Here is a 23,649-nt window from a genome sequence, read left to right as displayed (position 1 = left end):
CTCGGACCGTCAGCGGTTGGCCGCGCTCAAGGCCGATGGCTCGGTCAGCGCGGCCGACGACGAGCGCGCCCGCACCAGTGCCCAGACAGCACTGTCGAACGCCGAGGCCGAGGCCCGCAAGCTGGAGCTGGCGCGCAATCGGCTCAACTACACGGTCCTGCGCGCCTCGCGCAGCGGCGTGGTCACCGCGGTCCGTTTCGAGGTTGGGCAGGTCGTGGCTGAAGGCGCGCCGGTGATCTCCATCGCCGACCCGAGCCTTCCCGAAATCGTGGTCGACGTGCCCGAGGATCGTCTGGGCACCTTCCAGCAGTCGAGCTTCCAGGCGGCGCTGGCCGGCATGCCGGACAGGACCTTCATCGTCGCCCTGCGTGAGTTGTCGCCGCAGGCTTCGGCGCAGACGCGTACCTATCGCGCGCGGCTCAAGCCGGTGGATGGACAGCCATTGCCGCTCGGCGCCACCGCTACCCTGGAAGCGCAGCGTGTCCTGGCGGGCACCCTGGTGGCGGCGGTGCCGGCAACGGCGCTCACGCAGAGCATCGGGCAGCCGGCGGTATGGGTGGTCAAGCCAACCGACGCGCAAGCAGTGGGAACGGTCGAAAGAGTGCCCGTCGCGGTCTGGGGCTATCGCAATGAAGAGGTGCTTCTCTCCGGCGTGCCGGCAGGGCAGCGGGTGGTGACAGCCGGTGTGCAGAAGATGTCGCCCGGACTCAAGGTGGCACTGCAGAACGACGCCGCTGAAGAAAAGGCAGTGGTTGCGCGATGAGCAGACTCAATCTCACCGAATGGGCGCTGAACAATCGCCCCATCGTTCTCTTCCTGCTCCTCGTCGTGGCCATTGCCGGCCTGTTCAGCTTCACGCGGCTGGGCCAGCTGGAGGACCCCAGCTTCTCGGTGCCGTCCATGACCGCCGGCGTCGCCTGGCCCGGCGCCACTGCCCAGCAGATCCAGGACGAAGTCCTGAACCGCATGGAGAAGAAGTTCGAGCAGATCGATCATTTCGAGAAGGTGGTCACCTTCGCCCGCCAGGGCTATGGCGGCATGACGCTCACCGTGCGCGGCGGCACCTCGAAGGCGGACCAGCGCGAGGCCTGGTACCAGGCGCGCAAGAAGCTCAATGACCTGCGCCTGGAGTTGCCCGAAGGCGTCGTCGGCCCGGTGGTCAACGACGAGTACGGCGATGTATACGGGCTGATGTATGCGGTCAAGGGCGATGGATTCGACCAGGGCGCTCTGGCCGACGCAGCCGAGGACATCAAGCGCGGGCTGCTGAAGGTGCCGATGGTGAAGAAGGTCGATCTGATCGGCAAACAGGCCAAGCGCATCTATGTGGAGTTCTCCCATGCGCGCCTCGCGGCGCTGGGCGTTACCCCGCAGGCCATCGCCGACAGCCTCAGGAACCAGAACGCCGTGCTCCCGGCGGGGCAGATCGATACCGGCGGGGACCGCGTCGTCGTGCGCGTCAGCGGCCAGTTCTCCAGCCTCGAGGATATCCGCAACGTGCCGATCGTCGCGGGCGGCCGGACCATCAAGCTGGGCGATTTCACGACCATCCGGCGCGGCTACGAGGACCCGCAGAGCTACACCGTGCGCCACAACGGCCAGCCGGTGCTGATGCTGGGCGTCTCGATGAGCGACGACGGCAACATCGTCGAGCTGGGCAAGGCGATGGACGTCGCCGTCGCCAGGATCCAGTCCGAGCTGCCCCATGGTATCGAGCTCGAGCGGGTGGCCGACCAGCCGACCACGGTCAAGGATGCCATCTGGGACTTCGAACGCTCGCTGATGGAGGCCCTGATCATCGTGATCGCCGTCAGCTTCGCCAGCCTGGGCTGGCGCACCGGCGTCGTGGTCGCCACATCCGTACCCCTGGTGCTGGGCGGTGTCGCGCTGCTGATGCTGGCGATGGGCTGGAACCTGGAGCGCATCTCCCTCGGCTCGCTGATCATCGCGCTGGGGTTGCTGGTGGATGACTCGATCATCGCCATCGAGATGATGGTGGTGAAGATGGAAGCCGGCTGGGACCGGGTCAAGGCCGCGGGCTTCTCCTACCAGTCCACTGCCATGCCACGCCTGACCGGCGCGCTGATCACCGCGGCGGGCTTCATGCCCATCGGCCTGTCGAAGTCGACCACCGGCGAATACGCCGGCGGCATCTTCTGGATCGTCGGCGCCGCCGTGCTGTTGTCGTGGATCTGCTCGGGTATCTTCACGCCCTACCTCGCGGTGAAGATGCTGCCGCAGAACCTCGCTCACCAGCACACCGGTGATCCCTACGACAGCCGTTTCTTCCGTACGCTGCGGCGCTTGATCGATCTGGCCATTGCCCGTCGCTGGCTGGTCGTCGGAGTGACTTTCGGTGCTCTTGCGCTCGCCCTGGCGGGGATGAAATTCGTCCCCCAGCAGTTCTTCCCCAGCAGTTCGCGACCTGAACTGGTCATCGACCTGCGAATGAAGGAGGGCGCCTCCTTCGCAGCCACGGCCGAGCAGGTGCAGCGCCTCGAAGGCGTGCTGGCGAAGGACGCGGACGTCAGTTTCTACACGGCCTATACCGGCGCCGGCGCACCGCGCTTCTACCTGGCGCTCAATCCCGAGCTGCCCAACCCGGCGTTCGCCCAGTTCGTCGTCATGACCAGGGACCTGGAGGCCCGGGAGCGGGTACGCGCGCGTCTGTTGGCCCTGGCCGACCAGCAGTTCCCGCAGGCCTGGGTGCGCGTCACCCGCCTTGAGCTGGGCCCGCCGGTGGGCTTCCCGCTGCAGTTCCGTATCGTCGGAGCCGACACCCAGGTTGTGCGCCGCATCGCCGGCGAGGTGGAGAAGGTAGTGGCATCGAGTCCGAAGGTGCGTGATGTCCAGCTCGACTGGAACGACCCGGTGCGTGCCCTGAAAGTGCTGCTGGACCAGGACAAGGCCCGCGCGCTGGGGCTCACCCCCGCGGATGTGGCGCTGGCGACCCAGACGCTGATGAATGGTGCCACCCTGTCGCATCTGCGTGAGCACGAGGACCTCACTGACATAGTCGCCCGCGCGGTGCCCGCGGAACGCCTCGACCTGGAGACGCTCAAGGACATCAATCTGCACACGAGGAATGGGACAGTCGTCCCCCTGTCGGAGGTGGCGCAGGTTCGCTACGAGCTGGAGGAGCCGGTCCTGTGGCGGCGCAACCGCGACATGGCGATCACCGTGCGCGCCGATGTGCAGGATGGCGAGCAGGGCGTGTCGGTGACCCAGGAAATCCGCCCGCTGCTCAAGGACATCGAGGCGAAGCTGCCCTCGGGTTATCGCATCGACGTGGGCGGCGCCGTGGAAGAGAGCGACAAGGCCAACCACGCGCTGCTCGCCGTGGCGCCGCTGATGCTGCTCACCATCCTGATGCTGCTGATGTTGCAGTTGAAAAGCTTCTCGCGCATGGCGATGGTGGTGCTCACCGCCCCGCTGGGACTGATCGGCGTGGTCCCGGCCCTGCTGGCGTTCCAGGCGCCGCTGGGCTTCGTCGCGATCCTGGGCATCATCGCCCTGGGCGGCATGATCATGCGCAACTCGGTGATCCTGATCGACCAGGTGCAGATCGAGATCGCCGAAGGCCGCGACCCGTGGAACGCAGTGCTCGATGCCGCCATCCACCGGACCCGCCCGGTGATGCTGACCGCCCTGGCGACAGTCCTCGCGATGATTCCGCTGACACGCAGCGTGTTCTGGGGGCCGATGGCAATCGCGATCATGGGTGGTCTCACCGTGGCTACACTGCTGACCATCTTCTTCGTACCGGCGCTGTATGCCGCCTGGTACAGGGTCCGCCGCCAGCCGGTGGCGGATATCCGGGAGGAGGTTGGCAGCGCCGGCGCTGTGACCTGAAGCCGCGGTATGGGATCGGTCCGTCCAGGGGTTGTACGCGAAGGCTATCTACCGAGGAGGTCTCCCCGCGCTTCGAGGATGGGAACCTTGCCCGCGGCGCAGGCCAATTCGGCATGGGCACGCCGCTTTCGGTTGCTCATCGGTGAGTTGGTCGATGCCTCCGGTTTGATATGCATCAACGGCATTTCGCGTTTGCCAAGCACACTGGTTCTTCCAAGCAAGGAGAAAGACGATGGCAATGATGAAAGCGGCGATCTTCGTGGAGCCGGGTCGCATCGAACTGGCGGACAAGCCCATCCCGGAGATCGGCCCCAACGACGCACTGATCCGTATCACCACGACCACCATCTGCGGCACCGACGTGCATATCCTCAAGGGCGAATACCCGGTGGCCAGGGGACTGACCGTCGGCCACGAACCGGTGGGGATCATTGAGAAGCTCGGCAGTGCCGTCAAAGGTTACCGCGAAGGCCAACGGGTCATCGCCGGTGCGATCTGCCCCAACTTCAATTCCTATGCCGCGCAGGACGGAGTGCCCTCCCAGGACGGCAGCTACCTGGTGGAGAGTGGCCGTTGTGCCTGCCATGGTTACAAGGCCACCGCCGGCTGGCGCTTCGGCAATCTGATCGATGGCACCCAGGCCGAATATGTCCTCGTGCCGGATGCAGAAGGTAACCTCGCGCCGATTCCCGACAGCCTCACAGACGAACAGGTGCTGATGTGCCCCGACATCATGTCGACCGGCTTCAAGGGCGCCGAGAACGCCAACATCCGCATCGGTGACACCGTGGTCATCTTCGCTCAGGGGCCGATTGGCCTATGCGCGACGGCCGGGGCCCGCCTGCTGGGGGCCTCGACCATCATCGCGGTGGATGGCAATGCGCACCGGCTGGATATCTCCCGCAACATGGGCGCCGACATTACGCTGGACTTCACGAAGTGCGACGTGGTGGAGGAGGTGATGAAGCTTACCGGGGGGCGCGGCGCCGATTCGTCCATTGAATGCCTGGGGCTGCCGAGCACCTTCGAACAGGCGATGAAAGTACTCAAGCCGGGTGGGACCCTGTCCAGCCTGGGCGTGTACTCCAAGGATGTGCAGATACCGCTTTCAGCGTTTGCCGCCGGCCTGGGCGACCACCGCATCAATACTGCTCTGTGCCCGGGCGGCAAGGAGCGCATGCGCCGACTGATGAGCATCATCGAGTCGAACCGCGCCGACTTCGGCTCGCTGGTCACGCACCACTACGCCCTCGATAGCATCGTCGAGGCCTACGACCTGTTCGCGCACCAGCGCGACGGCGTGCTGAAAATCGCCATCAAGCCCTGAGGTGGGGCAGGGAATGATCTACTGACTTCGGGCGGTGGTCATTCCCTGCAGCCAGTCGAATTGCGCGCACATGGACAGCGAGCGGGTATTCGAGCGGGATGTTGAGCGGCGGGACCAAGTTTTTTGCGGTAGGCGCGCCCGAGCCTCTAGCCGATGCTGCCCCTGACGAGAGGCCACTACCGACCCAAATCTGCCCTTCGGGAGACGCTGAAGAACATCGGCGAGAAGGTCTTTTTCTACTTCCGCGACAAGCTCAACGGGGGCTGAGGCGAGCCCTGAACCACCAGGAGGGGCCCTTCGACGCCTATTCTGTTATGCATGCAGCTACGAAAGCGCATCGCTTTCCGCTATCTCTGCGGTAAGCCGACTCAGGACTCGTCTCGGCCGCCGCCACCTTTCGCTTTACCGCCGCACCGAGTTCAAGCAACGTACCGCCTTCCGATCGACCGCCACGTTGCCCTTCAGGGTGAGCAATTACATGGACGTAAAACATGCGTAGTGTTTCCGCCGTTCTATTACTGGCAGGCCTTCTCGCAGGATGCCAGTCCGATGCGCCTACAACTGGACCTCGCAGCCAGGGCGGACTTGACGAACATGAAAACTGGGTGACATTGCTCTGTTTTTCCTACCGTACTGGTCATATCGGCACGATCGCCCCAAGGAACCTGCGGGCCTTCCAGGCCGAGAGCGAGAACGGCAGCCTCGATTGCCAGATTGCACTGGGCCGCCTGTATGAAGACGGCATCGGTGTGCCGCAGGACCTCGCCAAGGCTCGGGACATTTACCAGTCGGCGGCGCGCGCCGATAGCACAGCCTATATCGAACTTGGCAGGCTGGCCGAGGAAGGCATTGGCGAACCCGTCGACTACGCGAAAGCCAGGCAGTTGTATTTACGCGCCGGGGCACAGGATGGAAACCAGATAGCGGCTCTGCGACTGGCTAGGCTTCTGGAGAAAGGCAAAGGTGGCCCCCAGGACCTCGACACAGCCTTGGGCTTGTACACTGGGAATCTCAAGAACTCACAGGGCGAAGCCTGGGAGGGGGCAGAGCGCCTGCGCTCCCTGGGTGTCAGGTTCGACTCACAACAGGCCCTGCTCTATAATCAGGCTTGGTTATACGGCATGAGAGGCGCACTCAACCGCGTGATCTCGAAAGCCGAGAAGGATGTCAGATCCACTCAGGCGAGCAAGCCAATCCGGGTCCAGATCGACTTTTTGAACGAAGCTTCAGCGCCGGAGCTAACCTTGCTCGAAAGCTCGGGAGACACCGCCGCCGACGCTGCGGTACTGAAGATCATAGGGTCGCTCCGCTCCCCTGGGGAGCCCATTCTTTCTGCCCAGCAGAAGCGCTGGAGAGTCCAGTCCGTCATCCGGTTGAAAGCGCAATGACGGAGCTCCGCGGAGATTGGTACCCGCCCGCCGGTGATCCGTAATGTGCGAATGGAGTAAGGCTAAGCTTTTAGGTGGTCAGTTGCTGCCGTCCGCTTCCGGCCGAATGCTGCGCTGACAGGAGGCAGCTATTCGCGGTGGATGACGCAGAGTGTCGATTCGGTGATGCGAGCGGCAATCTCGCCGGAGTCGTCGGGGAGACTGCCGCCACCAACCCATTTCAGAAGTCGGCTTTCAGGGTGATGGTGTAGTTGCGTGGGTCGCCGTACTGGTTACTCGCGTTCAGCCAGCCGATGGAGGAGTAATACTTCTTGTCGAACAGGTTGTTGCCATTGAGGGCGACGCTGAAGTTCCTGTTGATCTGGTAGCCCAGGCGGGCGTTCCAGATGGCGTAGCCGGACTGCTTGATATCGCCGACGCCACCGGTGCCACCGAAGTTGGTGTTGTAGTTCTCGCTCTGGATGCTGGCGCCCGCGCCGGCAGTCCACTGGCTCAGTTCGCCCGGCAGGTTGTAGTCACCCCAGAAGCGCAGCAGGTGGCGCGGCGTGTAGCTGTTGAAGGTGGATCCCGAAGACGAGGTGCCGTCGCCCGGATCGTTGAGGAATCGGGCCGAGGTGTAGGTGTAACCGGCGAACAGCTGCAGCCCCCTGAGCACTTCGCCGCTGATCTCCGCATCGAAGCCCTCGGCGCGAACCTTGCCGCCAGCCACGTAGCAATTGTCTTCGCCGTTCTGCCCGCATTCCGAGGCGTAGTCGTACTGCGCACGGTTCTCCTGGTCCACGCGGAAGATCGCGAAGCTGGTGTTGACGCGGCCATCCATCAGTTCCCCTTTCAGGCCGATCTCGTAGTTCGAGCCCTCGATGGGTTTGAGCGGGGCGCTGTCCTGGGTCAGCTCGGTCTGCGGCTTGAAGATGTCGGTGTAGCTGACATAGGCGGACCACTGGTTGTTCAGTTCGTAGATGAGGCCGCCGTAGGGGGTGAACTCGCCGGTTTCCTTCGAATGGGCCGGTGCCGGGGAGGAGGTGGTGAAACGGGTGAGTTCGTAGTCGTACTGGTAGTTGCTGGTGCGCCCGCCGAGGACCAGTGTGAGTGGCTCGGCCAGCTTGTAGCGCACCACGCCATAGACCCCGTTCTGGCGGATATGGCCTTTGGAGGTGCCGGCATAGGTGGTGCTCAGCATCTCTTCCTCGGTCGGCTTGCGCGGGGATACCGGGTCGTAGAGGTTGATCGGCCCGAGGTTGAGCAAGCCTCCCTGCAGGTCGTCGGTCTTCAGATCGCTGGCGTTGGCGCCGACCACCACCTGGTGCTCCCGGTCGAAGGCACGCCACTTGCCGGCGAGGTTGATGTCGGCGCCCTGGTTGATGTTCTCGAAGTCGTAGAGGTACGCGCGCGACTGCATGCCGTCGCCGGTGGCCGGGTCGACGGCGCCCCGGCCGAAGCTGTAGAGGATGTCGTTGGTCTCGCGGATGTAGCTGCCCGAGGCGTTCAGGCGCCAGTCATCGTTGAAGTCATGGGTGACGTCGGCGAACCAGGTGGTCTGCTTGTTGTTCCACTTGTTCCAGTCGGCGCCGGTGAAGGTGGAGCGGCCGGCATGCACCGAACTGCCATCCTTGTTGCGCGGCAGGCCGCCGAAGGACGGAGTCGAGTGCAGGTCCTCCACGCTGGCGCCGGCTGCCACTCTGGTGTCATCGCTCAGGTCGTACTCGAGAATGCCGTAGAGCACGTTCTTGCGGCTATCGGCGGTGTCGTAGAAGTAGTCCCGGTCCTCGTGGGCGGCCACTACCCGACCACGCAGTCTGCCGTCTTCGGTGAGTGGAGCACTGCCATCGAGGGTCTGCCGGTAGGTGTCCCAAGTGCCGGCGCTGGCGGTGATGGACAGCGAGGGTTCGGCCTTCGGGCGTTTGCGCACGAGGTTGATGGCGGCGCCGGGGTTGCCGCTGCCCTGCAACAGCCCATTGGCCCCGCGCAGCACCTCCACGCGGTCGTAGAGCAGGGTGTCGGAGGTGAAGCTGCTGCCGATGGCGTAGTAGCGGCGGTCGAGGGGGACGCCGTCGTACTGGATGGTCTCCACCTCGAAGCCGCGCGAGTAGATGTACTTGCCGCCGGACGGGCTCTGGTAGGTGGTAATGCCGGTGGTTTTCTCCAGCACCTGGTCCAGGGTGTCGAGGCGCTGGTCGTCCATCGCCTTGCGCGTGATGACGGTGACCGACTGCGGGATGTCCTTGAGGCGCTGGGAGGATTTGCCGATGGTGGCCTGGTTCGAGGTGTAGGAGCCGGAGTCCTCCGTCGTCGGCCCGAGGCCCTGACCCGTGACGACCGTGTCGCTCATCTCCAGGGCATCCGGGAGTTCCTCCAGCACATAGCTGCCGCCCTGGTCGATCGCGCGCAGGCCGGTGCCGGAGAGGAGGGCGCTAAACCCTGCCTCCCGCGAATAACTGCCGTGCAGGCCGGCCGACTGGAGGTGCGCGGTCTTGCTGGCATCGAACGAGAGCGCGACCCCGGCTTCGCTGGCGAAGCGGCTGAGCACCTCGGTCAGCGAACCGGCGGCGATGTCGTACTGCCGGATGCTCTGCACCGCGCCGGGTGCGGCGGGCTCCGCGGCCTGAACGACGGGGACGCCAACGACGGCGAAACTGAACAGGGCTGCCTGCATCTGGATGGCAAGCCGAAGGCGAACGAGCGGATACAGCATGGTCTCTCCCCGGTGGTGGTGACCAAGTGGGTCACTGATGCCGGTAGAGCCGAACCAGGGACGAAGAAAGTGCACGCTGACTGGAAAATCTTTTTTCGTTTCCTCGCAGGCTCAGCCGCGCGGAACCAGGGTCACCCAGTACCCCGTGCGATAGACCACCGTGACAGGGAAGCTGCGCTCCAGGGCCCTGAGCGCGAGGTCGGTGTCATCCACCGGGAAGGCGCCGGAAATGCGCAGGCCACGGATGCGCGGGTCGCACCTCAGCCAGCCGTGGCGGTAACGGCCGAGTTCCTCCAGCAATTCCCCGAGCGGGCGGTCGATCGCGATGAGGCTGCCCTGTTGCCAGGCGCCCACCGAGGCAGTGTTGGCCTGTGCGGGGCCGATGACTCCAGAGGCAATGCGGGCGTGCTGGCCCGCCTCCAGGCGCAGCGTCGTGCTCTGGCCGGGCACGCTCACTTCGACGGCTTTCTCCAGCACCGCCACTTCGGTGCCACCGCTCCAGCTGCGCACGCTGAAGCGAGTCCCCAGCGCGAGCACGCTGGCGTCGGGGCTTTGTACGCGAAATGGCCGGCCAGAGGCATCGGCGGCGGTGCTCACCAGCAACTCGCCGGAACGCAGGATGATCAGGCGCTGGTTCGCGTCAAAGTGGACATCCACCGCGCTGTCCGTGTTGAGCAGCATCTGGCTGCCGTCTTCCAGGGTGAACAGGCGCCGCTCACCCACCGCGGTCCTGTAGCCGGCAGTGAAACGATGGCGTGCATCGCTGCGCCAACCCAGGGCGGCCAATCCGCCCAGCGAGGCGAGCAGCAGGCCGCTGCACAGTACCTGGCGCCTCGACTGGCTGGCGGCGGCCAGGGTTGCGGCAGCCAGGCGACCCGGTACCCGGGCCATCTGCTGATTCACCGACTCGATGCGCTGCCAGGCCTGCCGATTGATGGGGGCGGCGGCCAGCCAGCACTGCCAGGCTTGCTGGTCATTGGCTGCGGGCGAGTCATTGGCCAGTCGCGCATACCACCGCGCCGCTTCGCGGATGGCTTGGCGCTCATCCGGCTTGAGGGCGTCGCTCACGAAATGCCCGCCATGGCCAGGCAGCAGTGCTCCATGGCCTTGGCCATGTACTTGTTGACGGTGCGGAGGGAGATGCCCAGTCGCTCGGCAATCTGCCGGTAGGTCAGTCCTTCGAGCTGGGAGAGGAGGAAGGCCTGTCGGGGCTTTTGCCCCAGGCCATCAAGCATGCGGTCGATTTCCGTCAGTGCCTCGAGGAGCAGGGCCTGTTCTTCGAGGGACGGCTGGACCGCAGCGGGAAGCAGGGCCAGCGCGTCCAGGTAGGCACGCTCCAGTGAGCGACGGCGGTAAAGGTCGATTACCAGCCCCCGGGCGATGGTCTGCAGGTAGTGCCTGGGTTCGCGAATCGCCTCGGCGCTCCTGGCCATCAGCACGCGCACGAAGGTGTCCTGCGCCAGGTCGGCCGCATCCGCGGAGTCGTTGAGACGCTGGCGCAGCCAGCCGCGAAGCCAGCCGTGATGGTCGCGGTACAGCATCCCCACCGACTGCAGCGATGAATCGCCCTGCATTGCAATCCCCTAAGAACAATTTGCAAACGACAATCGTTATCAAATATACGGGATGTGGCAATGCTTGAAAACTGCAGGCTGATGATCGCTCGCATCCGGGTGATCGCTGCCGTCGGTGAAAGGCGGCTCCGGATCAGGAATGCAGCACGGACTCGTGCACGCGGCGGTGCAGCGCCTGGGGATCGATCAGCGCCATGAAGGCGCCGAGGCTGCTGGCGTCCAGTGGCCCGGGCAGGCGTGCCACGGTGCCCTCGGCGGCCAGCGGAGCGGGGTCTGCGGGCAGGTACTGGCTCTGGTAGACCAGTGCATTGCGGTAGACCCCCGCAAGGGAGGTGCAGTCAAGCCGCTCGCTGTTGAGCAGCCGGGCGCTGCCGATCAGCACGTCGAAGGGGCGCCCGGTGCATCGTCCCAGCAAGCGCGCCTCGTCAAGCGAAGCGGCGGTAGCGACACGGTAGTAGCCCATCCGGTTGAGCATCCGCTCCACCAGCAGCGACTGGGGGTGACGGTTCTCGGCGATCAGGATGCGCAGGGTCTTGTTGGCCATCGGAGCTTGTCCTCGTTGGGCTCGGAGTAGTGTCCCGTGCGCAAGCCTACGGAGCGGGCAGGGGCTTTCCTGTAGGTCGATTCGAGTGGAGTTGTAGGACGTTTCCTAGCAAAAGCGCCGCATCGAAGCCTTCCCCAGCCCGCGTAGCAGGTGCGTCAGCTGGCTGCCCAGCAGCGGCCGACTGAAATAGAAGCCTTGCACATGCTCGCAGCCCAGCCGCTTGAGGTGCAGGAACTGCTCTTGCGTCTCGACACCCTCGGCCACCACCGGCAAACCCAGGGCCCGGCCGAGCGCCAGTGCGTTCTCCAGCACGGCGTAGCGGCGCGGGTCCTGGTCCAGCCTCGCAAGAAAGCTGGCATCCAGCTTGAGCTCGGAGAAGGGAAGTTCCAGCAGGCGTTGCAGGGTTGACTGGCCGGCGCCGTAGTCGTCCATGGCCAGGCCGCAGCCGAGCAGGCGCAGGTGCAGCAGGTTGTCCAGGCTGATCGCCGGCGATGGGAGCCGGCCCGACTCGGTCAGCTCGAAGGTGATGCGCCGCGGGTCGAAGCGCAGTCGCTGCAACCGGCTCTCTATCCGCGCCGCGAAGCCCGGCTGGGCCAGCTGTGCTGGCTCCAGGTTGAAGGCCAACCCCAGCTCGTCGCAGGCATGGGCCTGCAAGTGGCTGACGGCCTGGTCGAGCAGATCGAACAGCAGAGCATCGAGTAGCCCGTGGCGGCGCAGGGCAGGCAGGAAGAGGCGTGGTGGCAACTCGTCGCCGTTTCCGCGCTGCCAGCGCGCCAGGACTTCGAAGCCGTGAATGGCGCCGCTACCGACATCGATTTTCGGCTGTAACGCCGCGCGTATCTCTCCGTGCCCCAGAGCGGCAACGATCTCCCGGTCGGCAGGCATTTCGCACAGCGTTGGCAACGTGGCTTGGGCGCTTGAAGGGGCGAATTCACCGAGCAGCTTCTGCAGGCGTTCGTGGGTCGCCGGCCCGCTGACCAGGCGCCGCACGTACAGGCCATGCAGCGTGAGCAGCCGGGACAGCGCCGGCCACAGTTCAGGCAGGGGTTCGCCGATGATCACCACGCCCCGGATCAACTGCTCCCGCGCCGCCGTGCGGAGCAACTGCAGACGTGCGGCGCGCACGTCGCATAGCAGCAGGTCGACGGCGCCCATGTCGCGCAGCGCCTCCAATGCCTGGGTTGCGCAGGACATCCCCATTACCTGGGCGAAGCCCAGGCGTTGCAGTGCCGAAGCGGCGGTCGAGCGGTGCAGGCCGGGATCTTTCAGGATCAGTGCGGAGCGGGGAGTCATGGCCGGTTCCTTCCTGTTTCAGCAGGTGATGACAGGATTTTGCTGGCCGGCCTCTGTGAAGTTTGGAGTCCATTTCCTGAGAGTTTGTAGGAAATTTCCTGCTGTCAGTGGTACTGCAGCACGAACTCCACGGCGGCGTTGGCCGGCCCCGGCGTTACCTTATCGGCGACCTGGATGTAGCGGGCGCGCAGGGGAATGCTGAGGTTTTGCCCGCCGGCCTGGCCGGCGCGCAGCGTCGTCCCAGGGTTGAAGCTGCCCAGGGGAGTCGGCTGGTTGGAACGGTTCGCGATCTGTACGCCGATACCGGTCGCCGCGGGCGCGGTGCCGGGACGGCTGGCGGTGAGCCGGGCGATGCCCCTGGCTGGATCGATGCTGCCCGACTGGGGATTGAGCTGGAAATTGACCGCATGGTTGCTGCGGGTCCCCACTTCACGTGTGCCGTCGCTGTACCACACCGGAGTGGTGGCGTCGCTGCCGTTGAAGTAGCCACTGATCGCCGGGCAGTTGTTCAGGCGAATGTCGAAGTCACGCCAGGCTGTCCCGCTATTGGTGCCCTGGAGGTCATGGACCATGTGCGAGCCCAGCGGCACGTTGACGTCGGGTGTGGTGCAGGTTGGGACTACGACATTGATGGAGCCTGCCAAGGTGATCCGCTGGAAGGTCACGGTGTTTTCGCTGACGAATGACTGCGTCATTCCGGGTAATGCGCTGCCTTGAACGAGGCCGCCAGAGATGGGGCCGGTTTTTATCAGTGAAACATCGAAATACAGGGAGGCGTTTAGAGTCCACCGACAGTTTGCGGTACCTCCACCACAATTGTTCCACGAGTTTTGGAAGGGCATCCCCGTCCCAGCGTTCCAAACGGCAACTCCGATACCCGGTACATTCGTTTCGTAGACTTTTCCTTGAAAGTTGGACATTCCGGGCACTAACGGTGGTACCGAAAAAAGGTCCATCTTGCGCTGAAAGGGCACCGCTCCCGAAGTGCAGATAATCACCATTGGCGCCGAGGCGCGGAATGTCTGCCGATGGAGGATTGCTCCAATCGGCTGGTCGCGTCCGACCGAAATGGTTCCACCCTGCAGATTCATGGTCTGAATTAGCGGGGTAGGAATTCCATTTTCGAAATCACAGGTAATAGCCCAGGCAGACGAGCTGCCCAGCAGCAGCGCGGAGCCGAACAGCGAGCGCTGGATGGTGCGATGAATCTTCATGCTTTGACCTCCGCGAGCATTCGTTCTCGTTCGCTCGGTTAAAAATGTTGCTGGATTGGTAGAGGACAGCTTTGTCTGTCGCCGCTCCTGTACTGGGCGGTTTCTTTCAGCCGCTGATAAAGAATTCTGCGGACTCGCTCTTTCAGGGCCTGAAGGGCGCTTCTTCGTCGCTTGTAGGAAGTTTCCCAGCGATCGACAGCGATTCGGGGCGGCACTGGCGGTGGCAGGCACCACCTGCTCGGCTCGATCTCACGACCTGCAAGCCGCCTCATCCTGCCCCTCGCTCCACTGCACACTGCACTGCTGGCCGGATTCTTCGCCCCAGCCGATCGTCAGCGTGTGCATACCTTCCTTGACCCGCGCATAGACCTGCCCGTCCTGGCCGACCACGCCGACCGAGGCGCCGTCAGCGTCGGTGACGGTGGCGCCGAAGGGCACCGGGTTGCCATCGGGCTGGGTCACGCGCAGCAGCACGGCCTGGCCGCTGGTGGCGGCGTACTTGAGCAGCACCACGGCGCCGGCGCGCGGGGCGGTCTGCTGGCTGGTTTCCTGCAGTTCCAGGTCCAGCGAGGTGCCGTTGGGGTCGATGGCCACTTCGTTGAGCTCGTAGGGGCGCATGTAAGGCACCACTGCGTAGCCGTTACCATCCAGTTCCAGGCCGGGATAGCCGACCACCTTGGCCCCGGCCGCGCCCTCGGCGCCGACCAGGGCCATGGTTTCGCCCTGGTAGGGCGTCAGGGTCACCCCTCCCGCATGGGCGATGGCCGAGCCGGAGAGGTTCAGCGAGCTGCTCTGGTAGCCCTCGCCCTGGCTGACGGAGCCGCCGACCATGGCCTTCGCACCGATGTACTGGGCGTTCAGCGAGGTGTTGTTGGACGCGCTGGCGCCGTCGTGTCCCACGGTGACGCCATAGCTGAGCTGGCTGGTCGCCCCGGAGGTGCCGGCGAGCGAGGCCTGTTCGCTGTACTTGCCTTCGGTATCACGGCTCACGCGGGTGGAAATCTGTGCGCGGCGGTTGCCGAACTCCAGCGGCATGCTGGCGCTGAGCAGGTAGGTGGTCTGCATGTCGCCCAGACCCGCGCGGGCACGGTTGGCGCTGAGGCTGAAGGTGACGTCGCGCCACTGGTTGGAGTAATAGGCCTGGTACTGCACGTCGCTGCCGGGCAGGTTCCAGTAGTTCTGGGTGAAACCGCTGAGCGAGAGCTGGCCGTAGCCGCCCAGGCTCTGGTTGGCGGTCAGCGACAGGCGGCTGCGCGGGCGGCCGTAGTTGGCGGTGTCCAGCCCGGCGCGCTCGGCGTCGCCGATCTGCAGGGCATTGGCGAAATCCAGATAGCCCTCGGTGGAGAAACGGTACGCCGCCAGGGCGAAGTTGCTGCCGGTGCTGAGGATGTTCTTGTTGTAGGTCACCCGCAGGCTCTGGCCGTTCTGCTGGCCGCTGGGCAGGTCGGCCCGGGCCTGGGTGAGGTCCAGCGCGAGGGCGCCGATGGGCGTGCCGAAGGCCGCGCCGGTCATCACCGCCATGTAGTCGTCGCTGCCCTGCAGGCCGCCGTAACCGGTCAGGTTGTTGCTGAGGCCGCGTTGCACGGTGCCTTGCAGCAACGTGGCCTGCTTGTTCACGAAGTCGTTGCGGGTTTCCCCGGCGGTGACGCTGTAGCGCGTGGTGCCGGGGCGCAGCAGCTGGCTGACCGAGGCGTAGGGCACGAGGAAGCTCTGGGTGCTGCCGTCGGCTTCGTGCACCGTCACCTGCAGGTCGCCGCCGTAGCCGGTGGGGTAGAGGTCGTCGATGACGAACTCGCCCGGCGCCACGGTGGTTTCGTAGAGCAGGTTGCCGTTCTGGCGTACGTCCACCCGCGCGCTGGTGCGGGCGATGCCACGGATCACCGGTGCGTAGCCGCGCTGCGACTCGGGCAGCATGCGGTCGTCGCTGGCCAGCTGCGCGCCACGGTAGGCGAGGCTGTCGAACAGCTCGCCGTTGGTGTTGGCATCGCCCAGGGTCAACTGGCTGCGCAGCGCGGTGACGTCGCGCTGGGCGTAGGTATTGATGCTCTGGTAGTCCTGGCCGCCCATGGATTGCCAGGTGGCCGAAGCGTCGTGGCGCAGGCGCCAGTCTCCCAGGTTGAGCCCGGCGTTCAGGCCCAGGTAGGCGGAGTCGAAGTTGCCGGCATCGGTCTTGTTGCGGTTGGCGTTGAGGTTGTAGCCGAGCATCCCGGCGGTGACGCCACGGTCCCATAGCTCAGGGCTTACGTGACCACGCGCGGTACGCTTGAGCGCCGCCTGGGGAATGCTCAGGTCCAGGCGCTGGTCGTTGGGATTGAAGGTGGCGCTGGCGCCTTCGATCAACTGCTCGATGCGCAGGCAGTCGCCACCGGCGGCCAGGCGCTTGCCCTGGACCGGGTCGAGCCTGCCCTGATCCACGCCCATCAGGTCCAGCAGCTTGCGGTCGACGCAGACGTAGGGATTGCTGCCGCCCTTGCCGGCCTGGATGCGGATGTCCTGGCGGCTGACCAGGTTGCCGTTGAGCGCCACGTCTGCCCGGTATACGCCGGCCTCGACCGGGTTGCCCTTCTCGTAGCGGGTGAGGTCCAGGGACTGCGAGCCAGCCGGCAGGAAGGCATCGTTGAACATCACTTCGCTGCCTTCTTCGGCGCCGGCGGAGGTCGCCAGGGCGAACCCCATGACCAGGGCGGCGAGCGGATTCAAGGCAAAGCGAGGGTGAGCCCCCTGGCCGTGGCCGGGGCGGACGATGCGCTTCATGCTGACCTCTGAAGGGCTGGAGAAGGGTGGTTGACTCAGAAGGCGAGGGGCGAGCTGACCGGATTCAGGGCGCCGTAGTCGTTGATCGCCTCGAACTCGACCTTGGCGCCGGCGCCGGGCTTGCCGCTCAGGCCGTGGAGGGCGAACTGGCGGGTGTCGTCGGGGCCGATCATGCCGTCTTCGGCGGCGTAGCGCTTGCCGCCTGCGACCAGGCTCAGGCCGACCTGGGAAACGTGGTAACGGCTGGGGTTGCTGGCCAGCAGCGCGTAGCCCTTGCCGTCCTTGCCGGGCACGAGGGTCCAGCGCAGTTGCGCAGGGGCTTCGTCCGGCTTGCCGGCGAGGCCGGCCGGGCGATAGAAGATCTTGATCCGCGAGCGGAAGGCCATCTGCAGGGTGTTCGCGTCACTTTGCTGCTGCGCCTTCGGCGGGATTTCCAGCACGTTGAGGTAGTACACCGACTCACGGCCGGCGGGCATGTCACCACCCTTGCGCATCAGGCGCAGGGTCTGGCCCTTGGACGGATCGACACGGAACACCGGCGGCGAAAGCACGAAGGGCGTCTTCGCATCGGTGGGGCTGGCCTTGGCGTCACCCGCGTCGGTCCAGGCCTGTACCAGGGCCGGCAGGTTGCCGTTGTTGTTGAGCTTTACGCTGACTTCCTTTTGGCCCTCCGGGTAGATGACCCGGGTCCCAGTGATGACGATGCCGGCCATGGCTTGCTGGCAGGCCAGGAGCATGGCGCCCGCCCAGACCAGGCGGCGCAGGGGAGTGCGTCGGAACATACTGAGTACCTCTTTTGAAAAGGGGTGTCGCCTTGGCCGCGACACCCGGAACAAGGAGCGTGTCGGCAGCGGCCCTTACTCGTAATCGATCGAGTAGGTCACCGAGCTGGTCACGGTGCCGGCGGTGGCGGTGCCCATCGCCACGTACTCGACGGCATACGGCAGGTTGGCGTTGCCGCTGGCGTCGATGGTGTTGCGGGTATTGGCGGTCAGCTGGTTGGTGTTGCCGGCCTGGATCACGTTGCCGTTGGCCTGGTCGATCAGACGCAGGTTGACCAGGGTGGCGGTGCCGCCGGTGTTGCGCAGGTAGCCGCTGACCGGATCGACGCTGGCGCCGGCTTCGAAGAAGGCCGCCGCGGTGGTGGCGGTACCCGAGCAGGCGCTGAGCTGGATATTGAAGCCGGTGCGGCCGGTGGACTTGGCGGCGGCGTCCAGCAGGCCGGTGGATACGGTCGGCAGGGTGACAGTGGCGACGGCCGGGGTGGCGACGCCGTTGACCGCGATGGTGCAGGTCTGGGCGACCAGTTCGCCGTTGAAGTTGATGGTGCCGTCAGCGGCGTTGGCCAAAGACGCGGCGCCCACGGAAGCGAGGCCGGCTGCACAGATGAAAGCGTTGAGTTTCATGGAAAGGCTCCAGTCGAAGATTCAGGTTCCATCACGCTTCCCTGCTTCCGCCGATGCGGCTCCGGGTCGCTGTGATGGGGTTATCTTCGCTGGAGGTCCTACAGCGGGCCTGTAGTCCGGCGAGCGCTGGTTTGTAGGAAATTTCCCAGCATTTGCGCCGGGAAGAGTCTGGCCTGGTGGCGGTGTTGAGCCTGTCGCCGGCCTAGCGGCCGGATCGGGGATGGAGTCCGCTCCTCCGCGAGCGTCGGGGACGACGGTAGGAGCGGACCTTGTCCGCGAAATCCCTCCCGGCGCGTCTCGTCAGGGCAGGCGTATGCCGGGACTCAAGCCAGCTGCGCGTCCAACTCTTGCGTCAGTTCATCCAGTGCCGAGCGCACGGCGGCGACGGCGGCGCCGAGTTCGTCGGCCGGCGCGTTGGCCTTGCACAGGACTTCGAGCGCTTCGCACGCCCGTTGCAGCTGCGCCGCTCGAGCCAGGCGGGCACCGCCCTTGATGCGGTGGGCAAGTTCGGCCAGTTCACGATCGCCGCCGCCGATGGGCAGATCCGAGAGGCGCTCGCGGTCCTCGGCCATGCTGCGGGCGAGGTCGCCCAGCAGGCCGCGCAGCACCTGCTCGTCACCACGGGCCAGTTGCTGCAGGTAGGGCAGGTCGAAAGTGCCTGCGCAGGAGCTGACGGCTGACTGCGGGGCGATGCCGGCCAACCGCCGGCGTACGTCATCGAGGGTGATGGGCTTGAACAGGCAGTCGTCCATGCCGGCATCCAGGCAGCGCTGGCGTTCCTCTGGCAGGGCGTTGGCGGTGAAGCCGAGGACCACGCAGCGCTCGCGGCCTTCGTCCTGTTCCTGCTGGCGGATCGCGCGGGTGAGGTCGTAGCCGTTGAGGATCGGCATGTTGCAGTCGGTGATCACCACGTCGAAGCGCCCCTGGCGCCACGCACGCAGGCCGTGGGCGCCATCCTCGGCATCGCGGACCTGGTGGCCGAGGTAGCCCAGCTGCTGGGCGAGCAGCAGGCGGTTGGCCGGGTAGTCGTCTACCACCAGCACATGCAGCGATGGCCCTGCGGGCTCCGCCGGCGGTTCTTCCGGACGCGCGCTGGGAGTGGAGCTATCGAGCAAGGGCAGGCGCAGGTCAATCACCACGCGGGTGCCGACACCCAGTTCGCTGGCGAGCTCCAGGTTGCCGCCCATCATCTCGCACAGGGTGCGGCTTATTGCCAGCCCCAGGCCGGTTCCGCCCTGCCTCGACTGCGAATTGCGCGCCTGGGAGAAGGGCGCGAACAGGCGCGGCAGGTCCTCGGCGGCGATGCCCTGGCCACTGTCGATGATCTCCACGTGGGCGACCAGCGTGTCGCCTTGGGCGTGGGCGCGGTAGATCACCCGAACTTCGCCCTGGTCGGTGAACTTGATGGCATTGCCGATCAGGTTGGAGAGCACCTGGCGGAAGCGCAGCGGGTCGACCTGGACGTCGCTGGCGGTGTCGCCAGTGCAGTCGAGGTGCAGGCCGATGCGCTTCTGCCGCGCCAGCCCTTCGAAGACCCGCAGGGTGGATTCAGTGAGGCTGCGCAGGTTGGCGCGCTCGGGGTTGAGGCTGAGCTTGCCCGACTCGATGCGGGCGATGTCGAGGATGTCGCCGATCAGGTCAAGCAGGCCGCGCGCGGAGTTGGAGGCCACCTCAAGGGCGAAGCGGTCGATGATGCCCTGTTCGGACTTCTTCTGCGCCAGTTCCAGCATGCCGATGATGGCGTTCATCGGGGTGCGGATTTCATGGCTCATGGTGGCGAGGAAGGTGGTCTTCGCGCGGTTGGCGCTCTCCGCCGCATCGCGGGCGTCCTGCTGGGCGTCGAGCAGGCGCTGGCGCTCGCTGATGTCCAGCCAGCCGCCGATCATGCCCTCCACGGTGCCGTCGCTGCCCCGGTAGGGCAGCACCCAGTGATAGATGGTCAGCACTTCGCCGCCGGGCAGGGTCAGGCGGTGGTCGCCGATTTCCGGCTCGCCGCTGGCCATCACCCGCTGGTAGTTGGCGGCGTAGTCCCGGGCCTCCTCGGCGGAGACCAGCGCGCCTTCGGTGACCCGCTTGCCGAGCACGTCTTCGCGGCGCAGGCCGAGCAGGTCCAGGTAGCTGGCGTTGCAGGTCATCAGCCGGCCCTGGCGGTCGCGTACGTAGATTGGATGCGGGGTACCGTCGATCAGCACGCGCATGAATTCCATCTGGTCGCTCAGGGCGCGCTCGGCGGCCTCGCGGCGGCGGATCTGCCGGCGCAGCCAGTATACCCAGGCAAGAGCCAGGCCCAGCGCCAAGGCAGCGATGGCGAAGGCCTGGACGATCAGGCTGCCATAGCGCGCCCAGTAGCTGTCGCCGACCACCACTTCGCCTCGCCAGCGGCGGGTGAGGGCGGCCATTTCCGAGGGCGGGATGCTCAGCAGCGCCTTGTCCAGGATGGATTGCAGCTCCAGTGAGCCGCGTGCTGTGGCGAAGGCAACCTGGGCCGGCGCGGGGCCTGCGGTGGAGGTGATGCGCAGTTTGCCGGCGTACTGCCGGGTGATCAGATAGCGGGCACTGATCAGCGAGTTGATGGCGCCGTCTGCGCGGCCACGGGCGACCATGTCCATGGCCTCGGAAGCGCTGTTGGCATCGAGCAGGCGGATACCCGGATAGTGTTGACCGAGGTGTTCGCGCAGGTAGTTGCCGCTCACCAGGGCGATTGTCTTGCCGGCGAAGTCGTCGAGGGTTGGCGGCTTGCTGCCGTCGTCGCGGCTGACCAATACAAAGGAAGTGACGAAGTAGGGACGGGTGAAGCTCAGCTGGCCCTCGCGGTGCACGCTGGGGGTGAAGGCCGCGAGCATATCGGCGTCACCCCGGGTGACTTGCTCGATCATCTCCTTCACCGGGCCCACACGAGACACGTCGAAGCGCAGGCCGGTGCGCTGGCTGACCTTTTCCAGCACGTCGGCGCTGACGCCGCGCAGGCGGCCGCGCTCGTCGAGAAAGGTGAAGGGCAGGAAGTTCTCGTTGATCACTACCTTCACCCTCGGGTGTTCGTCCACCCAGCGCTGTTCGGCGCGTGTCAGTTGCAGCGGGCCGCCGGGCAGGTCCACCTCGTCGGCGTCCCAGCGTTGCAGGATGGCCATTCTCTCCCGGTCGGGGATGGCCGCCAGGGCTGCATCCACCGCGCGCTTGAGCGGCTCGTTGGCGTCGGCCAGGGCAAAGGCGAACGGCGCGGCGTCGATGCGCGCGAAATTCACCAGCTGCATGTTGTTCAGGTAGCTGCGGTTGATCAGGTAGTGGGTGGCGACGGCGTCGCCCAGGTAGACATCAGCCTGCTCGAAGGCCACCGCGCCCATCGCTGCCAGGGTCGAGGGATAGAGTTGCAGTTTGGCCTTGGGGTACTGCGCGCGTACCGCCGCTTCGGACAGGTAGTGATAGGCCATCGCCAGCCGCAGGCCATCCAGTTGCGGGTCCTGCGCGGCATCGTCGCCCAGGCGCGCGGCCAGCACCGGCTGGTCGGTGGCATAGGGTTCGGAGAGGCGGACCCCGGCGGCGGTGTCGTATTCGTTGGCGGTGGCCAGCAGATCGATGCGCTGCTCCTTCAGCGCGGCCAGCGCGGCGTCGCGGTTATCGAAGGCCTGCAGTTGGATCTGCACGTTGAGCAGCTCGCCGACCAGTTGGGCGTAATCGGCGCTGATGCCTTCGTAGTCACGGCCGTTGTTCAACACATCGAAGGGCGGATAGTCGGGCACCGAGATGCCCAGCTTCAGCACGCGCTTGTGGCGCAGCCAGCGCCAGTCCTCCTCCTTCAGCTCGACCTGGTAGCCATCCACCACGGAGCGACCGAACAGGCGCAGTTCCTCCTCGCCGTTGGCCTGCATGCAGGCCAGTATCAGCAGGCATCCAGCGAGGACCCGCAGCGGTTTCAGCAGTGAAGTCATGGGCGATCAGACCAGCCCGTGGCGTCGCGCCAGGTCGGCCAGGTCGACCAGCGTCTTGACGTTGAGCTTTTCGATCATGCGCGCCTTGTAGGTGCTGATGGTCTTGTTGCTCAGCAGCATGGCGTCGCCGATCTCCTTGTTGGTGAAGCCGCGCGCCAGCTGCTGGAGGATCAGCAATTCGCGATCGGAGAGCAGGGCGATGCGTTCGCTTTCGCTGGCATCCATGTCGGTGCGGCGCACCGAGCTGACGGAAATGCTCGGGAAATAGCTGTACCCCTCCATCACCGCGCGGGCCGCCTTGGCCAGCTCGCCCAGGTCACCGGCCTTGGAGACGAACCCGGTGGCGCCGGCCTTCATGCAGCGATGGGAGAAGTACTCGGCGGACTGCGAGGTCAGTATCAGCACCTTGATCGCGCTGGCCGCGCCGTTGAGCCTGCCGATGACCTCCAGGCCATCCAGGCGGGGGATGGCGATGTCCAGGACGATCAGGTCCGGTAACAGATCGCGGGCCATTTGCACCGCGTCAATTCCATTGTCCGCCTCGCCGACTACCTCGAAGCCTTCCTGGTTCAGCACCAGCTTCACGCCGGCGCGAATGAAGGGATGGTCATCCACGACCAGAACTCTGAACATTTTCACCTCTTGCATCAGCTCGCCAGGTAGCGCCGGCTGGCGCTCATGATCAGGTTAGGCGTTATCGGCCTTTCCTCAATAAGCCCCCAGCCAGTCGCGGAACGCTGCTGCATCCATGGCCGTCGCATAGTACGGACCCTGCGCGCGCGAGCAACCGATTTTCACCAGCGCGTCGTGTTGCGCCGGCCGGCTCACCCCGCTGACCACGACTTGCATGTTCAGCGAACGGGCCAGTGCCAGGGTGCCGGTGATCAGTGCGCAGCCAGCGGGGGTGTCGAGCTCGCAGAGCAGTTCGGGGGCCAGCCTGAGCTGCTGGAAGGGGCGTCGGCAGAGCAGCTGCAGCGAGGAGAAACCGGAGCCGAACTGGTCGACGCTCAGCCCGCAGCCCAGGGCGCGCAGGCGGTTGAGTTGTTCCAGGGCAGTGCTGGGAAGATCCAGCAGGCCGTTTTCGCCCAGCTCGAAGATCAGCCGCTCGGGGCTCGTCGAGTGGCGATTGAGCCGTGCCAGCAGGCGCTCGACGAAGTCCCCGGCGTTAAGCTGCGAGGCTTGCAGCTTGCAGGCCAGACGCAGGCCGCGCTGCCGGGCCCCGAGGGTGCCCAGGCAGTCCAGGCCCTGTTCGAGCAGGGTGTCGAAAAGCGCGTCGATGAGATCGTAGGCGACCATCGCCGGCAGGAATTCGCCGCTGGCAAGTTCGCCGTACTGGGGATGGCACCACACCGCGCCCAACTCAACGGCGCAGGGGTGACCACCGGGAAGTTGCAGAATCGGCTGGAAGCGCGCCTGCAACTGCCCGGCTGCCAGCGCCGCCTGCAGTTCCTCCTGCGAGGGCAATACGCGCGGCTTGCGACGGGGCTGTTGTGGGTAGCGGCCGAGGATTTCCGCCAGATCGTGTCCGCGGACCGGCAGGTCCAGGCAACCGAGGATGGGCAGGCGGCCGATATGGCTCAGGCGCCGGGCCTGGCGGTGCAACTCGGCACTGTCGCCCACCAGCACCAGCGCGCCCAGGCGGCCTTCGTGCCCGGCCAGGGCCAGGGCCTCCAGGTGGC

The 23,649-nt window shown here is 65.7% G+C and carries 16 protein-coding genes; 4 read left to right on the top strand and 12 right to left on the bottom strand.

Annotated elements, in window-relative coordinates; all coding sequences use genetic code 11:
* The 4 genes from ACCC94_RS14640 to ACCC94_RS14625 all read left to right on the top strand — a co-directional run.
* Positions 1-763: efflux RND transporter periplasmic adaptor subunit (locus ACCC94_RS14640; protein WP_413350227.1), on the top strand; the 763-nt coding region annotated here is incomplete at its 5' end.
* Positions 760-3,852 (top strand): efflux RND transporter permease subunit, encoded by a 3,093-nt coding sequence (locus ACCC94_RS14635; RefSeq protein WP_413350226.1) that lies wholly within the window; start codon positions 760-762, stop codon positions 3,850-3,852. The genes ACCC94_RS14640 and ACCC94_RS14635, both read left to right, overlap by 4 nt.
* Positions 3,853-4,084: 232 nt before the next feature.
* Positions 4,085-5,179, top strand: coding sequence for an NAD(P)-dependent alcohol dehydrogenase (locus ACCC94_RS14630; protein ID WP_413350225.1), 1,095 nt, complete (start codon positions 4,085-4,087; stop codon positions 5,177-5,179).
* A gap of 491 nt (positions 5,180-5,670) precedes the next feature.
* On the top strand, positions 5,671-6,567 hold the full coding sequence (locus ACCC94_RS14625) for a tetratricopeptide repeat protein (RefSeq protein ID WP_413350224.1): 897 nt from the start codon (positions 5,671-5,673) through the stop codon (positions 6,565-6,567).
* Between the two features lie 220 nt (positions 6,568-6,787).
* Here the strand turns inward: ACCC94_RS14625 and ACCC94_RS14620 are convergent, their stop codons facing one another.
* The 12 genes from ACCC94_RS14620 to ACCC94_RS14565 form a co-directional block, all read right to left on the bottom strand.
* On the bottom strand, positions 6,788-9,259 hold the full coding sequence (locus ACCC94_RS14620; protein ID WP_413350223.1) for a TonB-dependent siderophore receptor: 2,472 nt from the start codon (positions 9,257-9,259) through the stop codon (positions 6,788-6,790).
* Between the two features lie 111 nt (positions 9,260-9,370).
* Positions 9,371-10,327, bottom strand: a complete 957-nt coding sequence (locus ACCC94_RS14615; RefSeq protein ID WP_413350222.1) for a FecR domain-containing protein — start codon at positions 10,325-10,327, stop codon at positions 9,371-9,373.
* On the bottom strand, positions 10,324-10,833 hold the full coding sequence (locus ACCC94_RS14610; RefSeq protein WP_413350221.1) for a sigma-70 family RNA polymerase sigma factor: 510 nt from the start codon (positions 10,831-10,833) through the stop codon (positions 10,324-10,326). The genes ACCC94_RS14615 and ACCC94_RS14610 overlap by 4 nt, the downstream gene beginning before the upstream one ends.
* A 133-nt stretch (positions 10,834-10,966) precedes the next feature.
* Positions 10,967-11,377: a chemotaxis protein CheY gene (locus ACCC94_RS14605; protein ID WP_413350220.1), complete on the bottom strand. Its 411-nt coding sequence runs from the start codon at positions 11,375-11,377 to the stop codon at positions 10,967-10,969.
* A gap of 105 nt (positions 11,378-11,482) precedes the next feature.
* Positions 11,483-12,670 carry an EAL domain-containing protein gene (locus ACCC94_RS14600; RefSeq protein ID WP_413350219.1) on the bottom strand — a complete coding sequence of 396 codons (1,188 nt, stop codon included), beginning with the start codon at positions 12,668-12,670 and terminating at the stop codon, positions 11,483-11,485.
* Positions 12,671-12,774: 104 nt separating this feature from the next.
* Positions 12,775-13,884 carry a fimbrial protein gene (locus tag ACCC94_RS14595; RefSeq protein ID WP_413350218.1) on the bottom strand — a complete coding sequence of 370 codons (1,110 nt, stop codon included), beginning with the start codon at positions 13,882-13,884 and terminating at the stop codon, positions 12,775-12,777.
* Between the two features lie 249 nt (positions 13,885-14,133).
* Positions 14,134-16,638, bottom strand: coding sequence for a fimbria/pilus outer membrane usher protein (locus ACCC94_RS14590; RefSeq protein ID WP_413350217.1), 2,505 nt, complete (start codon positions 16,636-16,638; stop codon positions 14,134-14,136).
* A gap of 35 nt (positions 16,639-16,673) precedes the next feature.
* Positions 16,674-17,420: a molecular chaperone gene (locus tag ACCC94_RS14585; protein WP_413350216.1), complete on the bottom strand. Its 747-nt coding sequence runs from the start codon at positions 17,418-17,420 to the stop codon at positions 16,674-16,676.
* Positions 17,421-17,495: 75 nt separating this feature from the next.
* Positions 17,496-18,044, bottom strand: a complete 549-nt coding sequence (locus ACCC94_RS14580) for a fimbrial protein (protein ID WP_413350215.1) — start codon at positions 18,042-18,044, stop codon at positions 17,496-17,498.
* Positions 18,045-18,367: 323 nt separating this feature from the next.
* Entirely contained in the window at positions 18,368-21,970 is a 3,603-nt protein-coding gene (locus ACCC94_RS14575) for a transporter substrate-binding domain-containing protein (protein ID WP_413350214.1), read from the bottom strand.
* A 6-nt stretch (positions 21,971-21,976) separates the two neighbouring features.
* Positions 21,977-22,603 carry a response regulator gene (locus ACCC94_RS14570; RefSeq protein WP_413350213.1) on the bottom strand — a complete coding sequence of 209 codons (627 nt, stop codon included), beginning with the start codon at positions 22,601-22,603 and terminating at the stop codon, positions 21,977-21,979.
* Between the two features lie 75 nt (positions 22,604-22,678).
* Positions 22,679-23,649, bottom strand: a 971-nt coding sequence (locus tag ACCC94_RS14565; RefSeq protein ID WP_413350212.1) for an EAL domain-containing protein, incomplete at its 5' end; no start/stop codon positions are given.

Source organism: Pseudomonas sp. Pseusp97 (assembly GCF_047304025.1).
GTDB lineage: Bacteria > Pseudomonadota > Gammaproteobacteria > Pseudomonadales > Pseudomonadaceae > Pseudomonas.
The sequence above is the reverse complement of the archived record's forward strand: the minus strand, read 5'-3'. Positions and strand labels throughout refer to the sequence as shown.